The following is a 19,872-nucleotide window of genomic DNA, read 5'->3' on the forward strand; positions in this document are numbered from 1 at the left end:
ACGGCCTACAAAGGTTTTCCCTGTTTCGCACACAATTTACGCACAGGGTTATCCACAGGCTGTCCATTGCAATCGCCCCCCAAAACGCATTATCTTGTAGCCCGCGCTCAAAAAAACCCTACATATAGGGTTTGACGCAAAAAACCAAACACAAACCGGACAGTGAATTCAAGGCTTTTTATTGCCATTGTCGGGTTGAACCAAACGTATTTTGAGAAGCCCAAACCGCGCCTGCGGATGGCTACCGTTTTTCAGCCGATCACGGCGTAAACGGTACGGGTGTTGCAGTTCCAAACTGCTCCCCGAAAGGAATGCGGTTTCACGCGTATCGCGCGAACCGAAGACTTCGGCATGGAAGCGGCGCCCACAAGGCTCCCTTCCTGAACTGTCCCGAAGTCGTTACCCGGCGCTGGCCGGTCGTAGTGCTTCAGGACGGAACGGTGGGCACCGTGATGGTGCCCAAACAAACATAGAGAACGTGGAGACACCCATGCAAACCGACACAACTCGCGAGAACCCGCAGGGCACCTTGCCGCAGGCCGCCGATTCGAATTCGGATCTGGCTGCCACCGCGCCTGGTCAACTGCGCGTGATCAAGCGTAATGGCACTGTCGTTCCTTACACCGATGACAAGATCACCGTCGCTATCACCAAAGCGTTTCTCGCAGTTGAGGGCGGCACTGCTGCCGCTTCGTCGCGAATCCACGACACCGTTGCCCGCCTGACCGAACAGGTCACCGCGACCTTCAAGCGTCGCATGCCGTCGGGCGGCACCATCCACATCGAAGAAATCCAGGATCAGGTCGAACTGGCCCTGATGCGTGCCGGCGAGCAGAAAGTGGCTCGCGACTACGTGATCTACCGCGATGCCCGCTCCAAAGAGCGCGCCACCCGCACCACCGCCGATGCTCCGGTTCAGGCGCACCCGTCGATCCGCATCACCCGCGCCGACGGCAGCCTCGCGCCACTGGACATGGGCCGCCTGAACACCATCGTGACCGAGGCCTGCGAAGGTCTGGCCGAAGTCGACGGCGACCTGATCCAGCGCGAAACCCTGAAGAACCTGTACGACGGCGTGGCCCTGAACGACGTCAACACTGCGCTGGTAATGACCGCGCGTACCCTGGTCGAGCGCGAGCCGAACTACTCGTTCGTGACCGCCCGCCTGCTGATGGACACCCTGCGCGCCGAAGGCCTGGGCTTCCTGGGCGTGGCCGAGAGCGCCACTCACCACGAGATGGCCGACCTCTACGCCAAGGCGCTGCCGGCCTACGTTGCCAAAGGTATCGAGTTCGAACTGCTGAACCCTGTGCTGGCCTCCTTCGACCTGGAAAAACTGGGCAAGGCGATCAACCACGAGCGCGACCAGCAATTCACCTACCTGGGCCTGCAGACCCTGTACGACCGTTACTTCATCCACAAGGATGGCGTGCGCTTCGAACTGCCGCAGATCTTCTTCATGCGCGTGGCCATGGGCCTGGCGATCGAAGAGAAGCAGAAAGAAGACCGTGCGATCGAGTTCTACAACCTGCTGTCCTCGTTCGACTACATGGCATCGACTCCGACCCTGTTCAACGCCGGTACCCTGCGTCCACAGCTGTCGAGCTGCTACCTGACCACCGTGCCGGATGACCTGTCGGGCATCTACCACGCGATCCACGACAACGCCATGCTGTCGAAATTCGCCGGCGGCCTGGGCAACGACTGGACGCCGGTTCGTGCACTGGGTTCGTACATCAAGGGCACCAACGGCAAGTCGCAAGGCGTGGTTCCGTTCCTGAAAGTGGTGAACGACACCGCCGTCGCCGTCAACCAGGGTGGCAAGCGCAAAGGCGCTGTGTGTGCCTACCTGGAAACCTGGCACATGGACATCGAAGAGTTCATCGAGCTGCGCAAGAACACTGGTGATGATCGTCGTCGTACCCACGACATGAACACCGCCAACTGGATCCCTGACCTGTTCATGAAGCGTGTCTTCGATGACGGCAAGTGGACCCTGTTCTCGCCATCCGAAGTACCGGACCTGCACGACCTGACCGGCAAGGCCTTCGAAGAGCGCTACGAGTACTACGAAGCCCTGACCGAGTACCCGGGCAAGATCAAGCTGTTCAAGACCATCCAGGCCAAAGACCTGTGGCGCAAGATGCTGTCGATGCTGTTCGAAACCGGCCACCCATGGCTGACCTTCAAGGACCCGTGCAACCTGCGCAGCCCGCAGCAGCATGTCGGCGTCGTTCACAGCTCGAACCTGTGCACCGAGATCACCCTGAACACCAACAAGGACGAGATCGCGGTCTGCAACCTGGGCTCGATCAACCTGCCGAACCACATCGTCGACGGCAAGCTGGACACCGCCAAGCTCAAGCGCACCATCGACGTCGCCGTGCGCATGCTCGACAACGTGATCGACATCAACTACTACTCGGTACCGCAGGCGAAGAACTCCAACTTCCGCCACCGTCCGGTCGGCCTGGGCATCATGGGCTTCCAGGACGCGCTGTACCTGCAGCACATCCCTTACGGTTCCGACGCTGCTGTCGAGTTCGCCGACAAGTCGATGGAAGCGGTCAGCTACTACGCGATCCAGGCTTCCTGCGACCTGGCTGACGAGCGCGGCTCGTACGAGACGTTCCAGGGTTCGCTGTGGTCCAAAGGCGTTCTGCCGCTGGATTCGCAACAGATCCTGATCGAAGCACGTGGCCAGAAGTACATCGACGTCGACCTGACCGAGTCCCTGGACTGGGCACCGGTTCGCGCCCGTGTTCAGAAAGGCATCCGTAACTCGAACATCATGGCCATCGCACCGACCGCGACCATCGCCAACATCACCGGCGTCTCGCAGTCGATCGAACCGACCTACCAGAACCTGTATGTGAAATCGAACCTGTCGGGCGAATTCACCGTGATCAACCCGTACCTGGTTCGCGACCTGAAGGCTCGCGGTCTGTGGGATTCGGTCATGATCAACGACCTGAAGTACTACGACGGTTCGGTTCAGCAGATCGAGCGCATCCCGCAGGAACTCAAAGAGCTCTACGCGACCGCGTTCGAAGTGGACACCAAGTGGATCGTTGACGCCGCCAGCCGTCGTCAGAAGTGGATCGACCAGGCCCAGTCGCTGAACCTGTACATCGCCGGCGCATCGGGCAAGAAACTGGACGTGACCTACCGCATGGCCTGGTACCGTGGTCTGAAAACCACCTATTACCTCCGTGCCCTGGCCGCGACCAGCACCGAGAAGTCGACCATCAACACCGGCAAGCTGAACGCTGTTTCCAGCGGCGGCAACCACGGTGACGATTCGGTCCTGGCAGCGCCTGCCGGCCCTGCTCCAGTGCCGAAGGCGTGCGCCATCGACGAGCCGGATTGCGAAGCTTGCCAGTAAGCTGAGCTGAATCGGGCGTTGCGAAACGCCCGATTCGAGAAACCCCCGACAGACCTCCGGTTTGTCGGGGGTTTTCTTTTGCCCGCGAAAAAAGCAAAAACGCCCTCACCACCCCAGCTTTGCCTTTCCACCACTCACCACAATGAGCGTTAGCTCGAGTACCGCTTTTGATCTTCGGGCGACGTCAGGGCGAAACCGCCAGCCGCCACCCCCCAAGAAACGGATATTCATCCAATCAACTAAAGCATGGTCGTCTACCAGGACGCCACGGCAAACAAAAAAAAGCCCCTCAAAAGAGGGGCTCCTTGAACAACCAAAAATCAGGTCATCTGAATGATGGTCTGCATGATGGTGCTCTGGGTGGAAATGGTCTTGGCGTTCGCCTGATAGTTGCTCTGGCCCTTGATCAGGTCCACCAGCTCGTTGGTCAGGTTGACGTTCGACTCTTCCAGCGAGTTGGATACCACCTCACCCAACGTACCGGTTTTCGGCGCGTCGTAGCCCGGGATACCCGAAGCATAGGTTTCTTTCCAACTGGTGCCGCCGATCGCCTGAAGGCCCTGCTCGTTGGTGAAACTGGCCAGCGCGACCTGACCGATGGCCTTGCTCTGGTTGTTGCTGAAGTTGGCGAACAGCGTGCCGGTACCGTCGATGGTCAGGTTGGTGATCTGGCCGGTGGCGTAGCCATCCTGAGTCGGGATCGAACGGGCGGTGTCAGCGTTGTACTGAGTGGTCTTGGCCATGGAAATGGTCACGCCATTCGGGTTGGCGGCCGCGCCGTTCGGCGTAAAGGTGCCGTTGGTCACGGTGCCCGGCTTCCAGTTTCTCAGGACCAGGTCACTGCTGATGATCGGGGTCCCCGGGTTCGCCGGGTCAGGCGTGCTGATCTGAGTCAGTTTGCCACTCGAGTCAAACGTCATGGTGGATGCAACTGGCGGGGTGGTTTTCGGATCGCTGCCGGTAGCATCCGGGTTACGACCGTCCACCAGGGTGTATACCTTCCAGATGTTGTCACCGGTTTTCACCACGTACTGATCCATGACGTGCGAGTTGCCCTGGCTGTCATAGATCGGGGTGCTGAATTGCTTGGTGTAAGTCTCGATCTTGGTCGGGTCGAACACGACAGCACTGGCGCCGGTATCAATGATCTTCGGCGCGGACGAGTCCAGGTTGATCGTCGACGTCACCAGCGAAGTGGACTTCGGCGCCAGGTTCGAGGTGTCGATCTTGAGGTCGGTCAGTACGCCGTTGAGGATCTTGCCGTTGGAATCCACACCGTAACCTTGCAGGCGCGAGGTGTAGTCGGTGTTGGTGATGTAACCGTTGTTATCAACTTTGAACGTACCGGCACGGGTGTAGGAAATCGAGCCGTTGTTGCTCATGGTGAAGAAGCCGGAGCCGTTGATGCCCATGTCCAGCACGTTGCCGGTGTTGTTGATGTCACCCTGGGTGAACTGCTGGGAAACGTTGGCCAGGCGCACACCGTTACCGATGACCTTGCTGCCGCTGCCCAGACGAGTCGACGAATATACGTCTTCGAATTCCGCGCGGGAGGATTTGAAACCGGCGGTCGCGACGTTGGCGATGTTGTTGCCGGTCACGTCCAGTTGCTTGTTGGCTGCATAGAGACCGCTAAGGCCGATATTGAAAGACATATTCCACTCCTTTGTGCCGGTTAGTCGGCTCTATATACCAATGGTTTGTACTTTGGACAGAGCAACGGTGCCCTTGCCGGACAGGTTGAGCATCAGCTCACCGCCGGTCTGGCTGATGGTCACGCTGGTGACCGTGGCTGGCAGATAGGTCGCCAGGTCGGTCGCGGTGCCATTGATCGAGGCGTTGGCCTTGACGGTGTAGTTACCGGTTTTCACCAGGTTGCCGTCCTTGTCCTTGCCGTCCCATGTGAAGCTCGCGGCACCTGCGGCGCGACTGCCCAGATCGATGGTGCGAATCGTCGCGCCACTGCTGTCGGTGATGGTGACGGTGCCGCCGGCAATCGACGACGGGACGGTGACCGAACCGGTCATGCCTTTGCTCGGATCGTCCAGTTGAACCGTGTTGGTCTGCACGATCACATTGCGGCCGACCAGCGACGACGCCTGCAACGCTTGCGAGGAGTTGTAGTTGCCGGCCAGCGAACTGACGGTACTGTTGAGGGTAGTGATGCCCTCGAGGCTGCTGAACTGCGCCAACTGCGCAACGAATGCACTGTTGTCCTGCGGGTCGAGCGGGTTCTGGTTCTTCAGCTGGGTCACCAGCAGTTGCAGAAACGCATCCTTGCCTAGGGCCTGGCCGCCGGTCGCACTGTTGGTGGCCGAAGCAATGCCGCCGGCGGTGGTGCTACTGGTCTTCTTCGAAGAGTTGGCCAGTATGTCCTTCATCGTCAGGCTGCTGGTGGTATCGGTAACGCTCATGGCAGTCGCCCCTTATTACTGACCGAGGGTCAGTACCTTCTGCATCATGGTTTTGGCGGTGTTCATCATTTCGGCGTTGGTCTGGAACGACCGGCTCGCGGAAATCATGTCAGCCATTTCTTCCACCACGTTGACGTTCGGGTAGTAGACGTAGCCCTTGGCGTCGGCTGCCGGATGATTCGGCTCGTAGCGCGCTTCGAGGTTGCTCTGGTCTTCGACCACGCCCAGGACCTGCACGCCTTGACCTGCCGCGTCCTGGTTCTGGAACAGCGAATTGCTGCCGCCGCTCTGACCACCCTGGAACATGGTGGCGAATACCGGGTGACGGGCACGGTAGGTCTGGTCGATGCTCGACGAGACGGTCTCGGCGTTGGCGATGTTCGAAGCCACGGTGTTCAAACGCGTGGTCTGGGCGCTCATGCCGCTGCCGGCAATGTTGAAAACGCTGGACAGGGACATGGATTACTCTCCGCGCAGGGCTGACACCAGCCCTTTGAATTTGCTGTTGAGCAGCGTGAAGCTGGCCTGGAAGCCGACGGCGTTTTGCGCGTAGTTCGACTGTTCCAGTTGGGCATCCACGGTGTTCTGGTCGATCGACGGCTGCATCGGCGTGCGATACATCAGCGACTCGTCGCCATTGCCCAGGCCCTCAGCCTCAATGTGACGGCTGTTGGTCATGTTCAGGGCGATGGTGCCATTGGCGTTCTTCTGGCTCTGTGCTTCGAGCACTTTGGAGAAGTCCAGATCCCGAGCCTTGTAGTTCGGGGTGTCGGCGTTGGCGATGTTGTTGGCCAGCACTTCGGCACGCTGGGCGCGGAAGCCCAAAGCCTTTTCGTGAATGCCGAGCGCTTTATCGAAGCTGATGCTCATGTCGGGAACCTTCAGGTGACCGGATTTTTCGTAACAGGGTTATAGCAAGCGTCGTGCCAGCTTTAGAAAGCCCCGGATTACGGGGCTTTGCACTGAACAGACGACGCGGCAATGCCAGAAAAGCGGCAACCGGTTTCCGCCGGCTGCCGCTTTTCTGCCGCCTGCCGCCAACGGCAAAACCTTCAGGCATAAAAAAACGGAAGCCCTGAGGACTCCCGTTTCTTGTGTTGCCGGTCTTGATCACTTCGCCTGGTAGATGATTCCCGGGCTGCACTGGACCATCTGGTAATGATCCGGCAAACCGTTCAGCGCTTCGGAAGCGCCAAGGAACAGATAGCCGCCCGGCTTCAGCGTGCTGTGAATGCGCAACAGGATGTCTTTCTTCACCTCGGCGGAGAAGTAGATCAGCACGTTGCGGCAGAACACGATGTCGAACTTGCCCAGGCTTGCGTAGCTGTCGAGCAGGTTGAACGAGCGGAATTCCACCCGGTTCTTGATCGGCGCCTTGATTACCCAGCGTCCGGGCCCTTTCGGGTCGAAGTAGCGCTGCAGACGATCGGCGGACAAGCCGCGACCGATCGCCAGGCTGTCGTACTCGCCGGTCTTGCAGTTGGTCAGCATGCTGCCGGACAGATCGGTGGCGACGATCTGCACGCCCATCTTCAACTGACCGATGTTGGTCCGCTCGAACTCGTCGATCGACATCGACAGCGAATAGGGTTCCTGACCCGACGAGCAGGCCGCCGACCAGATCCGCAGACGCTGGTTGGGAGCCGCCTTGATTGCCTCGGGCAGCACCTTGTTCTTCAAGACTTCAAACGGATAGGTGTCGCGAAACCACAGGGTTTCGTTGGTCGTCATGGCATCGACCACCTGCTCGCGCAAACCGCTGCGCGGCTGTGTCTGGATGCGCTGTACCAGCTCACCCAGGGACTTGATGCCTTGCTGCTCCATCAGTTTGTTGAGACGGCTCGACACCAGGTACTGCTTGTTTTCACCGAGCAAAATGCCACAGGCTTTTTCCAGGAAGACCCGGAACTGTTCGAAATCCAAATTACCCGTAGACAAATGATGCCGCCTCTTAAATCGTGTTGAACGCCAGGGGCAAAAGGCCCCTAGCTGATATCTGCTGCTTTGATCCGGTCGACTACCCGGGATGCCAGGTCATCAGGACGGAATTTGGCCAGGAAGTCATCGGCACCGACCTTCTTGACCATCGCCTGGTTGAACACACCCGACAACGAAGTATGCAGGATGATATGAAGCTTTTGCATGCGAGGATCGCCACGGATTTCCGCCGTCAGGGTGTACCCGTCCATCTCCGGCATTTCGATGTCGGAAATCATCATCAGGAACTCTTCTTCCGGCTTCTTGCCCTCATCGACCAGCTTGCGCAGGTAATCCAGCGCCTGCTTGCCGTCGTTCAACGCCACCACTTCGACACCGACCGTCTGCAGGCAACGCGTCACCTGCTTGCGCGCCACCGACGAGTCATCGACCGTCAGTACCCGCAGCGACAGCGCCTTGCTCTGGGTCTCGACATCCACCACGCCGACCGAAATCGCTTCCGGTGTCGGTGCGACTTCCGCCAGCACCTTTTCGACGTCGATGATTTCGACTAACTGATTGTCCACCCGAGTCACAGCGGTCAGGTAATGATCGCGACCGGTCCCCTTGGGTGGCGGATGGATCTCTTCCCAGTTCATGTTGACGATACGTTCCACCGAGCGCACCAGGAAACCCTGGGTCTTGGTGTTGTATTCCGTGATGATCACGAACGGACTGTTCTTGTCTTTCAACGCCCCGGAACCGGTCGCCATTGCCAGATCAAGGATCGGAATGGTCGCCCCCCGGATATTCGCCACCCCGCACACGACAGGACTGGACTTGGGCATCAGCGTCAGTTGCGGGCATTGCAGCACTTCCCGAACCTTGAACACGTTGATCCCGTAGAGCTGCTGGCCGTCGAGACGGAACAACAGCAGCTCCAGGCGATTCTGCCCTACCAGTTGCGTGCGCTGGTTCACCGAATCCATTACACCAGCCATGCCCAGACTCCTACACCAACGCCAAGTGTTGTTGCGACGCACATTCATTGCTAAACGGCACGGCGCTTGCTTTTTAACTCGTATGAACATTCAAACGACATTTTTCCGACGCCTGACATCCCCTATCCGCAGAGGACTTTGCGCGGCGTCCGCCGTTTGCCTGTTTTTTGCGGGCAGCCCTGCCAGTGCTGATGCGGTTACCTTGCCTGACATGCTTATCGGCGTCACTCAGGGCTTTCTTGAATTCACCGTAGAAGACTATCTGGCTACCAGTCAAACGGAAGGCCGTTACGAAATCGAGGTCAAGCAGCTCGATCCGCGCATGCGCATGCCTATGTGCGACAAGGAATTGACAGCCTCCCTGGAGAGTCCGGGGCGTCCTTTGGGTCGTGTGACCGTCAAGGTCCGCTGTGAAGGCGCGTCTCCCTGGACAGTGTTCGTGCCCGCTCAAGTCCGCCTGTTTCGCGAGGTCGTGACCACCACTCGCCCCCTCAAGCGCGCGGGGATAATCGAGCCTCAGGACGTGACGCTGCGCGAGCATGACGTCAGCCAGATCAATCAGGGTTTCCTGACGTCGGTAGACGAAGCCATCGGGCAAAAACTGACCCGACCAACGGTCGCCGACCAGGTGCTGACCCTGGTGCACATGGAACAGGCAGAAGTCGTTCGCAAAGGCGATCAGGTGGTGATTACCGCCCGCAGCGGCACGCTCGCCGTGCGCATGCCCGGAGAAGCCCTGTCCAACGGCGGCCTGAAAGAACAGATTCGCGTGAAAAACCTCAACTCCCAGCGGGTCATCAAGGCGCAGGTCATGGCGCCGGGCCAGGTGGAAGTGGCCATGTAAAACAGGCAAGGAGAAAACTGGCGCCGACCCCGGCTGTTCCCTAAACTGTGCCGCAGCAGGATCTGTGCGGCGCATGCAGGCTCATTGGTAAAAGAGCCTAAAGTTTTCCAGGGGATGGCCGAGAACATGGCAAGCGTCCAAATTCCCAGAGGTTTTTAACATGGTCATCGATTTCAGCCGTTTGAACAGCTCCTCGTCACTTACGGGCAGTACACGTACCAGCGCGCCCAAGGAATCCGCCGAAACCGGCACTTCCGCGCCGCTGAATACCCCGGCCGAACAGGCCAGTACCGCAAAAAGCGGGGAATCGGTACACCTCAGCAATGAGGCTCAACAGTTGCAGAAGGTCACTGACAAGCTGCGCGATCAGCCTGCAGTCGACAAAGCCCGCGTGGCCGAGTTGAAAGCAGCGATTGCCGATGGCAGCTATAAAGTCGACAGCAACCGTGTAGCCAGCAAACTGCTCAACTTCGAAGCCCAGCGCTAGGCCTCGGCCTGCGCCAGGCTTTTGGACGCTTAAAACCCAAGGCCAGCCATGCACGACACTAATTTATTGCAACTGATCACCGACGACTTTGCTCCAGCTCAACAACTGCTGGAGTTACTGCATACCGAGTCCCTCGCCTTGCACGGTCGCGACATGCCACTGCTGGAAGAAATTCTGGCACGCAAACAGGCATTGATCATTCTGCTCGAACAGCATGGCCGCAAACGCAGCGAAATCCTCGCCAGTCTCAACCTGTCGCTCGACCGCCAGGGTCTCGAACAACTGGCCAGCCAGTCGAGCATCGGCGAGCAATTGCTGAGCCAGAGCGATGTACTGACCGACCTGATCGCCCAGTGCCAGGCGGCCAACGCCAGAAACGGCCAATCGATCGTGATGCAGCAGGCCGCCACGGCCAATCAGCTGAAAATCCTTACCGGCGGCGAGCCTCCTGCGCTCTACGACGCCAGCGGCACCTTCTCCAAACTGCAGAAACCGCGCGCGCTCAGTCAGGCGTGATTCTTTCTTCTATTCTTGCGCCCTATCAACGCGCGATACATGCTGGCAAAATACTGGCCAGCCGTAGTCAAATTTTGTCTGGAGATTGATTTAACGTGTCCAATGATGACGCTCCGCAGCCCCCAAAGGTGCTTACCACGCCCCTGGAGATCTCCAGCAATCTGCGCCAGCTGCAAGAGAGCCACGATCCGCTGATCATTACCTTCCACGAACGCAGCCAGCGCTTCCAGAGCTACCTGATCAAGGTCGACCGGGAAAACGCCAGCATTGCCCTGGACGAAATGATCCCGCGCGATGGCGAGCGCTTCCTGCTCGCCGGCGAGCCGTTCAAGGTCGAAGGCTTTCATGACGGCGTGCGCATTGCCTGGGAATGCAACGGCACGCTGAACATCGAAGAATCCAGTGGCGATCGCTTCTACACCGGCGACCTGCCCACCGAAGTGGTTTATCACCAGCGCCGCAATGCCTTCCGCGCAGCCCTGAAGCTGACCGATCTGGTTAGCGTCGAACTGGGTGGCGAAAAGCTCAAGGCACCAATCGGCGGCAAACTGCTGGATATCTCTGCCACCGGCTGCAAGCTGCGCTTCGAAGGCGACATCACCGACCGCCTGCAACTGGGCCAGGTCTACGATCGCCTGATCGCCGCGCCGCTGTTCGGCAACCAACCGACCTCGGTCGAGCTGCGTTACCTGCACTTCGAAGAAAAACTCAACATCACCTTCGCCGGCCTGCGCTTTCACAACATCAGCGGCCCGGCAGCGCGCAACGTCGAGCGTTTCGTCTATCAGTTACAACGTGAAGCACGGCGCTTCGACAAAGACGATCTCTGATTCGTACGCGCCATAAAAAACGGGCAGTCGCTTGCAACGACTGCCCGTTTTTTTTATGCCCGATGTTTTTTCAGCATCAAGGCCTGGCACCACTGATGTCCGGAGCCGGGCTGTCGTTGCCGGTCTCGGGCGCCACAGGCGATTCAGGTTCGGTGACGGGCTCAGGTGCTGGCTCCGGCGCAACCGTAGTCTGCATCTGCTCCTGCACCACTTGCTCGTCGACCCGCGGATCGAGCGCCGCCACCAGCGGCGAACTGGACATACTGTCCGGCATCGCCACATGATGCAGCGGTGCGTCGTCGACCTGATGCAGATTGGTCACGGCTTTCGGTCGGATGCGCCATACCAGCACCAGCGCGAAAAAGGTGAAGAACGCATACAGGCTCTGACTACCGAACATTTTCATCAGCACACCGGCGAGCAACGGCCCGATACTGGCGCCAACCCCGTAGGTCACCAGCAGCATCGCCGTCAGCGACACGCGTCGATCCCCTTCGACATGGTCGTTGGAAAACGCCACGGCCAGCGGGTACAGGCAGAACTGCACCAGCGAGCACAGGAAGCCGACGACGAACAAGATCTCCAGCGGCACCTGCGGCATGATCGCCAACGGCAGAGCAGCCACCGCCAGAAACCCGGCAAAGCAGCGAATCAGCAAGGCCCGGTCATAACGATCAGAGAGCCAGCCCAGTGGCCACTGCACCAATAACCCGGCAAAAATGCACGTACCCATGAACAGACCGACCTGCTCGGTCGATAGCCCCTGCTGCGACGCATACAGCGGTGCCAGACCGTAGAACGAGCCGATGATCAGACCGGCACCGAGCACCGTACTCAATGACTGCGGCACACGCTTGATGAAGAAGCGCGGCTCCATCGGTGCCGGGTGCAAAGGCGCCGGGTGAATCCGCCGGGTCAGTGCCACCGGCACCAGACACAGGGCAAAACACAGGGCGACCAGCATCAGCAGTTCCAGACCCAGCCCCGGGTGCATGACCAGAATCAGCTGACCAAGCACCAGCCCCAGATACGAAGCAATCATGTAGCCGCTGAACACCACCCCGCGCTGGTTCGCGTCGGCCTGCTCGTTCAGCCAGCTCTCGATCACCATGTATTGGCACATCATGCCGAGGCCGACGATCGTCCGCAGCACCAGCCAGGCCGGCAGCCAGTCCACCAGACCATGACCGAGCACCGCCGCGCCGACGATCCCCGCACACGCGGAGTACGCACGAATATGTCCGACCCGGGCGATCAGGCGGTGACCGATCTTGCCACCCAGCACCAGACCGAAATAGTTGGCCGCCATCAGCGCACCGACCCACAGTCCGTCGACATGGTCGGCTGCCAGGCGCAAGGCCAGATAAGTAGAAAGAAGGCCCGAGCCGATCAACATCATCAGCGAGGCGAAATACAGCGCTCGAAAGGATTTCCAGATTTGGCGCATCGGCGTTCCGAGCGGCTCCTTGCGGTGAGTGTCGGGCTATCGAACGATAGCCCGATGACGACATTTCGTCAGGCCTGGGCTGCCAGAACGCGCCGTTCCCAGGGAGTGATCTCATCAAAGAAACTGGTCAGTTCCATGGTCTTCGAAGCGATGTAGCCTTCGATGAACTCGTTGCCGAACAGTTCCCGGGCCAACTGGCTGCGCTTCAAACGCTCGAGCGCCGCGTGCAGGGTGCATGGCAGCGAAAGATTGTCCGGCACTTCGAATTCACCCTGAATCGGCGCGCTCGGTTCCAGCTCATGCTCGATACCGTGCAGACCGGCCGCCAGACTCGCGGCAATCGCCAGATAAGGGTTGGCATCGGCACCCGGCAAACGGTTCTCGACCCGACGGGCGACCGGCGAACTGGCCGGTATCCGCAGACCCGCCGCACGGTTGTCGTGAGACCAGCAAGCGTTGTTCGGCGAGGCGAATGGATGGCACAGGCGCTGGTAGGAATTCACGTTCGGTGCAAACAGCGCCGTGAAGTCAGCCATGCCCGCCTGCTGCCCGCCGATGAAATGGCGGAACATCGCCGTTGGCTGGCCGCTCTCGTCGCTGAACACATTCTTGCCGCTGCCAATCTCGACGATGCTCTGGTGAATGTGCATCGAACTGCCCGGCGTGTGCGCCAGCGGCTTGGCCATGCACACCACCGTCAGGCCATGCTTGAGCGCAACTTCCTTGAGCAGGTGCTTGAACAGGAAGGTCTGGTCGGCCAGCAACAGCGGATCGCCGTGCAGCAAGTTGATCTCGAACTGGCTGACGCCCATTTCGTGCATGAAGGTATCGCGAGGCAGGCCGAGGGCCGCCATGCATTTGTAGACTTCACTGAAGAACGGTCGCAGACCGTTGTTGGAGCTGACGCTGAACGCCGAGTGACCGTCCTCGCGACGACCGTCGAGACCGACTGGCGGCTGGAACGGCTGGTTCGGATCGGTGTTCGGTGCGAACACGAAGAACTCAAGCTCGGTCGCCACCACCGGAGCCAGGCCACGGGCCGCATAACGGGCGATGACTTTCTTGAGCTGGCCACGGGTCGACAGGTTGGAGCTCTCGCCGCTCAGCTCGTCGGCATCACAGATGGCCAGAGCGCGCGGCTCCTGACTCCACGGCAGGGGATGGATCTGCGCCGGATCGGCCACCAGCGCCAGGTCACCGTCATCGCTGCCGTAGAACCGCGCAGCGGGATAACCGCCCGTGATGCATTGCAGCAGCACCCCCCGGGCCATCTGCAAACGCCGCCCTTCGAGGAAACCCTCGGCGGTCATTACCTTGCCTCGTGGTACGCCGTTCAAATCCGGCGTGACACATTCAATCTCATCAATGCCCGTCAATCGCTGCGCGAGTGAACGCTGGCCATCGGTTGTCATGACGCAATCCTTGTTATTGTGCGAGCCGCGAACGGCGACCCGGACAAAATAGGCTTCGCCTGTTCGGAATTTCAAGCAGCGGCCAACAAAAAGACGTCAGTACGGCGAATCTGTGCTTCAGGGCAAGTAAATACTGAACACGCCACCCCCCAACGGCCCGCCATTGCGAAGCTCGGTTCGACCACCGACACCGTTGCGCTGGTGCAGCGCGGCAATGCGTCCGGCGAAGTACAGACCCAGCCCGGTACTGCCACTGCTGTGATTGATGCCCTGCACATAATCGGCCTGGCGCTCGAGCATCTCGACCGGGTAACCATCGCCGTCATCGTTGATGCTCAACACCAGCTGCCCGGCCTCGTCGCTGACGGTGATCAACAGCGATTCACGGGCATGGCGGATCGCGTTGTTGATGCAGTTGCCCAGCACCGAGGCGATCAGCTCACGGTCGAAGAAACCCAGAGGGCTCAGCGGATCGACTTCGTAAGTGGCGATGATGCCGCGACTGGCGAAAACCTCTTGATGAGCCGCCAGTTGCGCCTCGATGAAATCATCCAGCTCGTGATACGCCGGCTGCAACGGCATCTGGTTGACCCCAAGCTTGTACAGCCCGAGCAACTGCACCAGCATGCCGTTGAGGTGTGCGAACTCGAAGTCGATCACACCCTGCTCCGGCACCTTGCGCTGGTCCTCGGGCAGATGCGCCAGCCATCGGCTGTGGGCCTGCATCAGCATGGCCAGGGAGTTCTTCATATCGTGCACGGTGGAGGCAATCACCGTAGAAAAATCCAGTGCCTGATCGTCTTGATTCATTCGCCAAACGCCTTGCTTTTCAGCTTCTGATAACGCGGATAACGCGCGTCGGTGTCGGGCATCAGGCCGACCATTTTCAGGCAGGCCCGACATTCTTCCAGCTCCGCCGACGGCACACTGGTATCGGTGCCATGCAGCAGCGACTGCGCCATGTTCAGCGCGATGCTGATGTTCTTCGGTTGCATCTTCAGCGCCTTGCGGAACACCTCGCGGGCCTCCACCAGGTTGCCGGTCTTGTACACGCGCACGCCCTGACGGTTGAGGTCGGCGGCAGCGTTGCTGGAACTGAGAATAGTCGGGTCGTCGGTGAGCTTGGCGATGTCTTTCATCACCGTCGGGTCATCGCCGTAGATTTCCGCGCAACTCTTGAGCATCGACGTGCCCGCTTCGGCCTGGCCGAGCATCTGCAATTGCTTGGCAACGAGCAACGCGGCCTCGGGACTCATGAACTGCTCCATGCCGTCGAGGCGCATCAGTGCTTGCTCAGTGAGCTTCTCGGCGGTCTCGGCGTCGTTGAGCAGCAGACTGGTGGCCTTCATCAGACGCGCGCGAATCTGCAGACCCGGATCGCTCGGGTTTTCCTTGGCCACGGCACTGAGGGTGGTGTTGATCTCCAGCCGCGTGCGGGTATCGAGGCCCTTCTCGCTGCCCTTGCTGATCAGCGCGTGGGCCAGACCCAGGTTACTTTCCGGATCCTTGAATCGCGACTGCGCACCCTGCGCCACCGCCTGACGGTAAGCCTTCGAGGCCGTGTCAAAATCTTCGTTGGTCATTGCCAGCTTGCCGAGCAGCGCCTGCCGGCGCACCGCCAGCGGCGACAGGCGAATCGCTTCTTCCAGCACCTTCTGCGCACCCTTGGTATCGCCCTCGGCCACCAACACATCGGCCATGCCGTCGTACAGCGCCGGCATCATCGGGAATACTTTCAGGGCTTTTTCATACACGCCTTTGGCTTGGGCCACCTGACCACGCTTGAACAACAACTTGCCCAGCCCGGCAAAAGCCCACGGCAACGGCCGGTCGGCGATGATGCTGTCATACAGCCGTTCCAGCGCTTCGTTCTGATTCATGTCGCGCAGGGCATCGGCGCGGTAACGCAGGCACAACGGCGAATAGCGGATGTCCTGCTTGCACAGGGCGATACAGGCGTTAAGCACCTCCACCGGCTTGCCACGGTCAAGGGCTTGCAGAATCGGCTTGAGCAGGGTCTTGCGCTGCTCCAGACGCTCCAGGCGCTGGGCCAGACCGATCCGGTTGAACGGTTTGGTCAGATATGCGTCCGGCTCGTGCTCAAGAGCACTGAGCACCATCGCCTGACTGGTTTCGGCAGTGACCATCACGAACACCGCTTCGTGACTGATCAGCTTCTCCATCATCAGGTCTTCCAGCACCTGCTGGCCGTTTTTCTTGCCGTCACCGAGGTGAAAGTCCTGAAGGATGAAATCGTAGGACTTCTGCGCACACATTTTCAGCGCCTGCTCACCGGTGTCGGCGGTGTCCACGTCCTTGACGCCCAACTCGCGCAACATCGAGCGAACGGAACTGCGGAAATCCGAGAAATCATCGACGATCAGAAAACTCTTTTGGTGATACGACAGCATCGAGGATTTCCAGGCAATTGAAGAGAATGGACCGAGGGCACATTTCAGGCGCGCAGATGATAGCTGGCGGCCAAATGCTATCAAGCAATTTCGTGCGACTCTGAAGTCACCGAATGGGTTATCGGCCGGATCAACGGTTCTCTTGAAGCGGGGGTTCAAGATTCGTTGTACAGCGATTACCCTGCGCGCCTGCTCCCACCCTCCTACTTCAAGGTTTTCATCGTGTACATCAAAGGACGCTACATCGTGTCGGCCTGCGCACTGCTGTTTTTCCAGCAGGCACAGGCGAGCGGAATGGACTGCACAAAGGCTGTGAGTGTTGTGGAAACCACCATTTGTGCGAACAAGCCTCTGTATGAGCTGGATGCGCAGATGGCCTCGATTTATGGACGGTTAATCAGGGCTATTGCGCCGGGACAGGCCGGGATCAAGACTGCCCAGCGCGAGTGGCTGAAGACAAGGGAAGCGTGCGGCGAAGATGTGGATTGCCTGAATCGGAGCTATTCACATCGCATAGAAGGATTGCATGCGCAGTGGATCGACGCCGTCGCCTATCAACCTGACGACACCGACAAACAGGTCATGCAAGATCTGCAACAACGCATTCGCGCCGCGACCAAGGTCAAACCGGAGTTCGCCCTGGAACGGGCGCTGGGTTCTCTCACGATCAGCAAGGGTCAAACCTCATTCGATGGCGATCCAAATGATGACCCGTCCGAGGATCACACACTGTTTCCCAAAACCATTCCCAAGGCTGTCACACAGGATGAATGGAAGGCGCTGACCGCATCAGGACTCGAAGCAGATGCAGAGCAAGGTCGGGCCAGTTACACACTTGTGGATCTGGACGGTGACGGTCAACGCGACTTACTCATTGCAACCTACACCGGCGGCACCGGCCTGTTCACGTTCTATGAAACCTTTCGCCGTGATGGAAAGCGGTTTACTCGCCGATTGACGCCTTATGATCCTGAATCAGGCGCTGGCAGCTCGTTGTTTTCCGTTAGTGAACGCGGAGCCGAACAATGGGCAAGCTGGATCAAGTCTCACGGGAGAACGTATCTCGCCTTCCGCAATGGCTCATACGGTGTTGATGAGCTGTACTTGATCAATCCCCTGAAGATCAATCGTCAGATACCAACAATTACGGTTCGGTACGACTACCAACTGACCGTGCCCCACAACCAAAACCGCGAGAACGACAATACCGCCTACAAGCTTCAACCAGGTTTGCAAAAGACGCTCAGCCAAGCGTTGACCAAATCGAACGCTGGCAAACCACAGCAGCCGAGCGAGCATAAAAGCCCTCTCTGCCCCATTCCTGCATCGGGAGAAGGCGACGATACCTACTACAGCTATGGTGCCGGCTACTACGTAGACGAACCTGTGACCGATATGCCGGTGATCATCGGCAAAGAGTGCTACATCGCAAGATTGATCAATTGGTATGGGCGTTACGGCGATAAAGACGGGCTTTATGCAAAGTTGATGTTGCGCAAGCCTGGGTCGACGGATCCGGAGCAGAGTTACTCGGTCAAAGGACGTCGACATGTGACGCAGGTCAGTTCCGAGATCAGTACTCGCGGAGCCGAGCTTTTCTAGCAGTTGATTCTGCGCCGCCGAGAGCCACGAAAAAGCCCCGCCAGATCACTCTGTGCGGGGCTTTTTAATAGATGGTGTCCCAGGGCAGGTTCGAACTGCCAACCTTCCCCTTAGGAGGGGGATGCTCTATCCAATTGAGCTACTGGGACACAGGACTGTCGGTGCGACAGACGGCGTGCATGTTAACGGCCAGGCCCTGATTTGTCATGTCGTCCACAGGGCTTTTTAAGTGTAGGCAGGCGCCTCGCAAAGCCGTGGGACGTTTTGTCGTGCAATTTGCATCACCGCAAAAAAGCCATCATTGCAGAATGCAACCCACGCCTCTCTGGAAACCCTTCCAAATGCTTGTTTTTAAAGGACTTAACAGCGGTTAGACTATTGGCACGACGGCTGCTTCAGGTTCTTGCAAAAGAACAAACGGAGCATTGCCTCATGAACCGCTTCCTCTTGCTCGCAAACGCAGTTGCCCTGACGGTTCTGGTGGGTTTTCATTTCATCCCCCAGCACAACGAGGACGTGGCTCAGCGTATGCCCCATTACCTGCAGGTGCAGAAGGCGCCGCAATGGGCGGTGTTGAGCGACCAGCATGGTTTTGCCGCGCAAGACGTCAGCGAGCCAGATCAGGCACCGACGACACAGATGCCTGAACGCCTGGTGTTTTGAATCATTTTCCGGAGTACCGCATGTCCAAATCCGCCCTGGGGTTGTTGATCCTCGCTTTCTTGAGCGGTGTTCTGCATTTCTCGCTGTTCGAAGAGACAGAAATCTCTTTGCCCCTGATTGGCTGCGGCGTTTTCGCTGTCCTGTTTGTACTGGCCCTGGTTGCCGGGCGCAAAATCAAGTTTGATCCGGTACTGCGCTGAGCCTGACCAGTTCCAGCAAATGACCGACGGCATCCGCCAGGTCGCCCGAGTTGTCGATCAGGTGCACAGGCCTGTCGATTGAACGCCTTTCCTTGAACAGCGCATTGCGGGCGAGCCGTGCATCGATCTGTTCAAGGGTCTCCCGACCGCGCCGAAGCAGGCGCTCGCGCAGGACATCATCCCGAACCGTCAACAACACTGGCACCAGTGTCGGGTAACTTTCCAGCGCTTGTCGAAGGTTCGCACGCGAGCCGTTCACCAGCACATGCTTCCCGGCTTTCAACCATTGGTCCATTTCCACCGGGATCCCGTAGGCCAGGCCATTGGCCTCCCATGCCAGAGAAAACTCACCCGCACGCTGCCGCCGTTCGAACTCTTGCGGCGCCACACCGATCGCATCTTCCCCCACCGATTCAGCCGAACGCGTGATCACCCGACGTATCACTTCGCAGCTCAACGCATGCAGTGGCACGCGTGCAGCCTCAATCAGACTGTCCTTGCCGGAGCCGGAAGGCCCCATGAGATAAATCAGCCTGCCATCCATCCTGAAAACGCCCTCCGACGGGCATTTGCCCCTAGTAAATCGGCCATTTGCCACTATCCTGTACAAGGTAAGGAACAAGGATTTTAGCCGCATAGCATGCACGGTCCGAAGTCTTCAGACATCAGTTCGTGCGCTTCAGGACGCGGTCAGCGATACGGGCCGATGCATTCTTTTCAAACCAGTCCGCATTTCTGATAAT

The 19,872-nt window shown here is 58.8% G+C and carries 19 protein-coding genes and 1 tRNA gene; 8 read left to right on the top strand and 12 right to left on the bottom strand.

Annotation, left to right across the window (positions count from 1 at the left end; all coding sequences use genetic code 11):
* The first annotated feature begins 490 nt into the window (after positions 1–490).
* Positions 491–3,385 carry a ribonucleoside-diphosphate reductase subunit alpha gene (locus ACSPX5_RS16215; RefSeq protein ID WP_085730400.1) on the top strand — a complete coding sequence of 965 codons (2,895 nt, stop codon included), beginning with the start codon at positions 491–493 and terminating at the stop codon, positions 3,383–3,385.
* Positions 3,386–3,705: 320 nt separating this feature from the next.
* Here the strand turns inward: ACSPX5_RS16215 and flgE are convergent, their stop codons facing one another.
* The 6 genes from flgE to ACSPX5_RS16245 all read right to left on the bottom strand — a co-directional run bounded on the left by flgE (position 3,706) and on the right by ACSPX5_RS16245 (position 8,717).
* Entirely contained in the window at positions 3,706–5,040 is a 1,335-nt protein-coding gene (flgE, locus tag ACSPX5_RS16220; protein WP_169431497.1) for a flagellar hook protein FlgE, read from the bottom strand.
* Between the two features lie 30 nt (positions 5,041–5,070).
* Positions 5,071–5,799 carry a flagellar hook assembly protein FlgD gene (gene flgD, locus ACSPX5_RS16225; RefSeq protein ID WP_323160631.1) on the bottom strand — a complete coding sequence of 243 codons (729 nt, stop codon included), beginning with the start codon at positions 5,797–5,799 and terminating at the stop codon, positions 5,071–5,073.
* Positions 5,800–5,814: 15 nt separating this feature from the next.
* Entirely contained in the window at positions 5,815–6,258 is a 444-nt protein-coding gene (gene flgC, locus ACSPX5_RS16230) for a flagellar basal body rod protein FlgC (RefSeq protein ID WP_054593596.1), read from the bottom strand.
* Positions 6,259–6,261: 3 nt separating this feature from the next.
* A complete protein-coding gene (gene flgB / locus ACSPX5_RS16235) occupies positions 6,262–6,669 on the bottom strand; it encodes a flagellar basal body rod protein FlgB (protein ID WP_169431499.1) in 408 nt (135 codons plus the stop codon).
* Between the two features lie 240 nt (positions 6,670–6,909).
* Positions 6,910–7,737 carry a protein-glutamate O-methyltransferase CheR gene (gene cheR, locus ACSPX5_RS16240; RefSeq protein WP_007960327.1) on the bottom strand — a complete coding sequence of 276 codons (828 nt, stop codon included), beginning with the start codon at positions 7,735–7,737 and terminating at the stop codon, positions 6,910–6,912.
* A 47-nt stretch (positions 7,738–7,784) separates the two neighbouring features.
* Positions 7,785–8,717, bottom strand: coding sequence for a chemotaxis protein CheV (locus tag ACSPX5_RS16245; RefSeq protein ID WP_065258844.1), 933 nt, complete (start codon positions 8,715–8,717; stop codon positions 7,785–7,787).
* Positions 8,718–8,799: 82 nt separating this feature from the next.
* Between ACSPX5_RS16245 and flgA the strand changes: the two genes are divergently transcribed.
* From flgA to ACSPX5_RS16265, 4 genes are all read left to right on the top strand, one after another.
* Entirely contained in the window at positions 8,800–9,561 is a 762-nt protein-coding gene (flgA, locus tag ACSPX5_RS16250) for a flagellar basal body P-ring formation chaperone FlgA (protein ID WP_169432683.1), read from the top strand.
* Between the two features lie 160 nt (positions 9,562–9,721).
* Entirely contained in the window at positions 9,722–10,048 is a 327-nt protein-coding gene (gene flgM / locus ACSPX5_RS16255; protein WP_323160632.1) for a flagellar biosynthesis anti-sigma factor FlgM, read from the top strand.
* A gap of 48 nt (positions 10,049–10,096) precedes the next feature.
* On the top strand, positions 10,097–10,564 hold the full coding sequence (locus tag ACSPX5_RS16260; protein ID WP_169431500.1) for a flagella synthesis protein FlgN: 468 nt from the start codon (positions 10,097–10,099) through the stop codon (positions 10,562–10,564).
* Positions 10,565–10,659: 95 nt separating this feature from the next.
* Positions 10,660–11,394: a flagellar brake protein gene (locus ACSPX5_RS16265; protein WP_169431501.1), complete on the top strand. Its 735-nt coding sequence runs from the start codon at positions 10,660–10,662 to the stop codon at positions 11,392–11,394.
* A gap of 76 nt (positions 11,395–11,470) precedes the next feature.
* Here ACSPX5_RS16265 and ACSPX5_RS16270 read toward each other — a convergent pair whose 3' ends face one another.
* The 4 genes from ACSPX5_RS16270 to ACSPX5_RS16285 all read right to left on the bottom strand — a co-directional run bounded on the left by ACSPX5_RS16270 (position 11,471) and on the right by ACSPX5_RS16285 (position 16,664).
* Positions 11,471–12,841: an MFS transporter gene (locus ACSPX5_RS16270; RefSeq protein ID WP_323160633.1), complete on the bottom strand. Its 1,371-nt coding sequence runs from the start codon at positions 12,839–12,841 to the stop codon at positions 11,471–11,473.
* Positions 12,842–12,909: 68 nt separating this feature from the next.
* Entirely contained in the window at positions 12,910–14,151 is a 1,242-nt protein-coding gene (locus ACSPX5_RS16275) for a glutamine synthetase family protein (RefSeq protein WP_439822036.1), read from the bottom strand.
* A 219-nt stretch (positions 14,152–14,370) separates the two neighbouring features.
* Positions 14,371–15,063, bottom strand: coding sequence for a sensor histidine kinase (locus ACSPX5_RS16280; RefSeq protein ID WP_323160634.1), 693 nt, complete (start codon positions 15,061–15,063; stop codon positions 14,371–14,373).
* On the bottom strand, positions 15,060–16,664 hold the full coding sequence (locus ACSPX5_RS16285) for a tetratricopeptide repeat-containing response regulator (RefSeq protein ID WP_207867606.1): 1,605 nt from the start codon (positions 16,662–16,664) through the stop codon (positions 15,060–15,062). Before ACSPX5_RS16285 ends, ACSPX5_RS16280 begins: the two co-directional genes overlap by 4 nt.
* A gap of 222 nt (positions 16,665–16,886) precedes the next feature.
* Here ACSPX5_RS16285 and ACSPX5_RS16290 point away from each other — a divergent pair, with 222 nt between their 5' ends.
* Positions 16,887–18,266 carry a lysozyme inhibitor LprI family protein gene (locus ACSPX5_RS16290; RefSeq protein WP_439819903.1) on the top strand — a complete coding sequence of 460 codons (1,380 nt, stop codon included), beginning with the start codon at positions 16,887–16,889 and terminating at the stop codon, positions 18,264–18,266.
* 72 nt (positions 18,267–18,338) lie between these two features.
* On the opposite strand, the gene ACSPX5_RS16295 is transcribed toward ACSPX5_RS16290, so the two are convergent.
* A tRNA-Arg gene (locus ACSPX5_RS16295) sits at positions 18,339–18,415 on the bottom strand.
* A 283-nt stretch (positions 18,416–18,698) separates the two neighbouring features.
* On the opposite strand from ACSPX5_RS16295, the gene ACSPX5_RS16300 reads away from it, so the two are divergent.
* On the top strand, positions 18,699–18,929 hold the full coding sequence (locus tag ACSPX5_RS16300) for a hypothetical protein (RefSeq protein WP_207867602.1): 231 nt from the start codon (positions 18,699–18,701) through the stop codon (positions 18,927–18,929).
* 20 nt (positions 18,930–18,949) lie between these two features.
* Positions 18,950–19,129: a PA3371 family protein gene (locus tag ACSPX5_RS16305; RefSeq protein ID WP_169431526.1), complete on the top strand. Its 180-nt coding sequence runs from the start codon at positions 18,950–18,952 to the stop codon at positions 19,127–19,129.
* On the opposite strand, the gene phnN is transcribed toward ACSPX5_RS16305, so the two are convergent.
* Positions 19,104–19,673, bottom strand: a complete 570-nt coding sequence (gene phnN / locus ACSPX5_RS16310) for a phosphonate metabolism protein/1,5-bisphosphokinase (PRPP-forming) PhnN (RefSeq protein WP_169431527.1) — start codon at positions 19,671–19,673, stop codon at positions 19,104–19,106. The two genes, ACSPX5_RS16305 and phnN, sit on opposite strands and share 26 nt — an antisense overlap.
* Positions 19,674–19,872: the final 199 nt, after the last annotated feature.

The organism is Pseudomonas sp. HLG18 (assembly GCF_051903985.1).
Taxonomy (GTDB): domain Bacteria; phylum Pseudomonadota; class Gammaproteobacteria; order Pseudomonadales; family Pseudomonadaceae; genus Aquipseudomonas; species Aquipseudomonas fluorescens_BT.

Coding starts and splice junctions, on each gene's coding strand:
- ACSPX5_RS16285 (WP_207867606.1), bottom strand. CDS start 16,664: ATGCTGTCGTATCACCAAAAGAGTTTTCTGATCGTCGATGATTTCTCG.
- ACSPX5_RS16215 (WP_085730400.1), top strand. CDS start 491: ATGCAAACCGACACAACTCGCGAGAACCCGCAGGGCACCTTGCCGCAG.
- ACSPX5_RS16305 (WP_169431526.1), top strand. CDS start 18,950: ATGTCCAAATCCGCCCTGGGGTTGTTGATCCTCGCTTTCTTGAGCGGT.
- flgB (WP_169431499.1), bottom strand. CDS start 6,669: ATGAGCATCAGCTTCGATAAAGCGCTCGGCATTCACGAAAAGGCTTTG.
- flgM (WP_323160632.1), top strand. CDS start 9,722: ATGGTCATCGATTTCAGCCGTTTGAACAGCTCCTCGTCACTTACGGGC.
- phnN (WP_169431527.1), bottom strand. CDS start 19,673: ATGGATGGCAGGCTGATTTATCTCATGGGGCCTTCCGGCTCCGGCAAG.
- flgC (WP_054593596.1), bottom strand. CDS start 6,258: ATGTCCCTGTCCAGCGTTTTCAACATTGCCGGCAGCGGCATGAGCGCC.
- flgE (WP_169431497.1), bottom strand. CDS start 5,040: ATGTCTTTCAATATCGGCCTTAGCGGTCTCTATGCAGCCAACAAGCAA.
- ACSPX5_RS16300 (WP_207867602.1), top strand. CDS start 18,699: ATGAACCGCTTCCTCTTGCTCGCAAACGCAGTTGCCCTGACGGTTCTG.
- flgD (WP_323160631.1), bottom strand. CDS start 5,799: ATGAGCGTTACCGATACCACCAGCAGCCTGACGATGAAGGACATACTG.
- ACSPX5_RS16280 (WP_323160634.1), bottom strand. CDS start 15,063: ATGAATCAAGACGATCAGGCACTGGATTTTTCTACGGTGATTGCCTCC.
- ACSPX5_RS16245 (WP_065258844.1), bottom strand. CDS start 8,717: ATGGCTGGTGTAATGGATTCGGTGAACCAGCGCACGCAACTGGTAGGG.
- ACSPX5_RS16270 (WP_323160633.1), bottom strand. CDS start 12,841: ATGCGCCAAATCTGGAAATCCTTTCGAGCGCTGTATTTCGCCTCGCTG.
- flgA (WP_169432683.1), top strand. CDS start 8,800: ATGAACATTCAAACGACATTTTTCCGACGCCTGACATCCCCTATCCGC.
- ACSPX5_RS16260 (WP_169431500.1), top strand. CDS start 10,097: ATGCACGACACTAATTTATTGCAACTGATCACCGACGACTTTGCTCCA.
- ACSPX5_RS16275 (WP_439822036.1), bottom strand. CDS start 14,151: ATGACCGCCGAGGGTTTCCTCGAAGGGCGGCGTTTGCAGATGGCCCGG.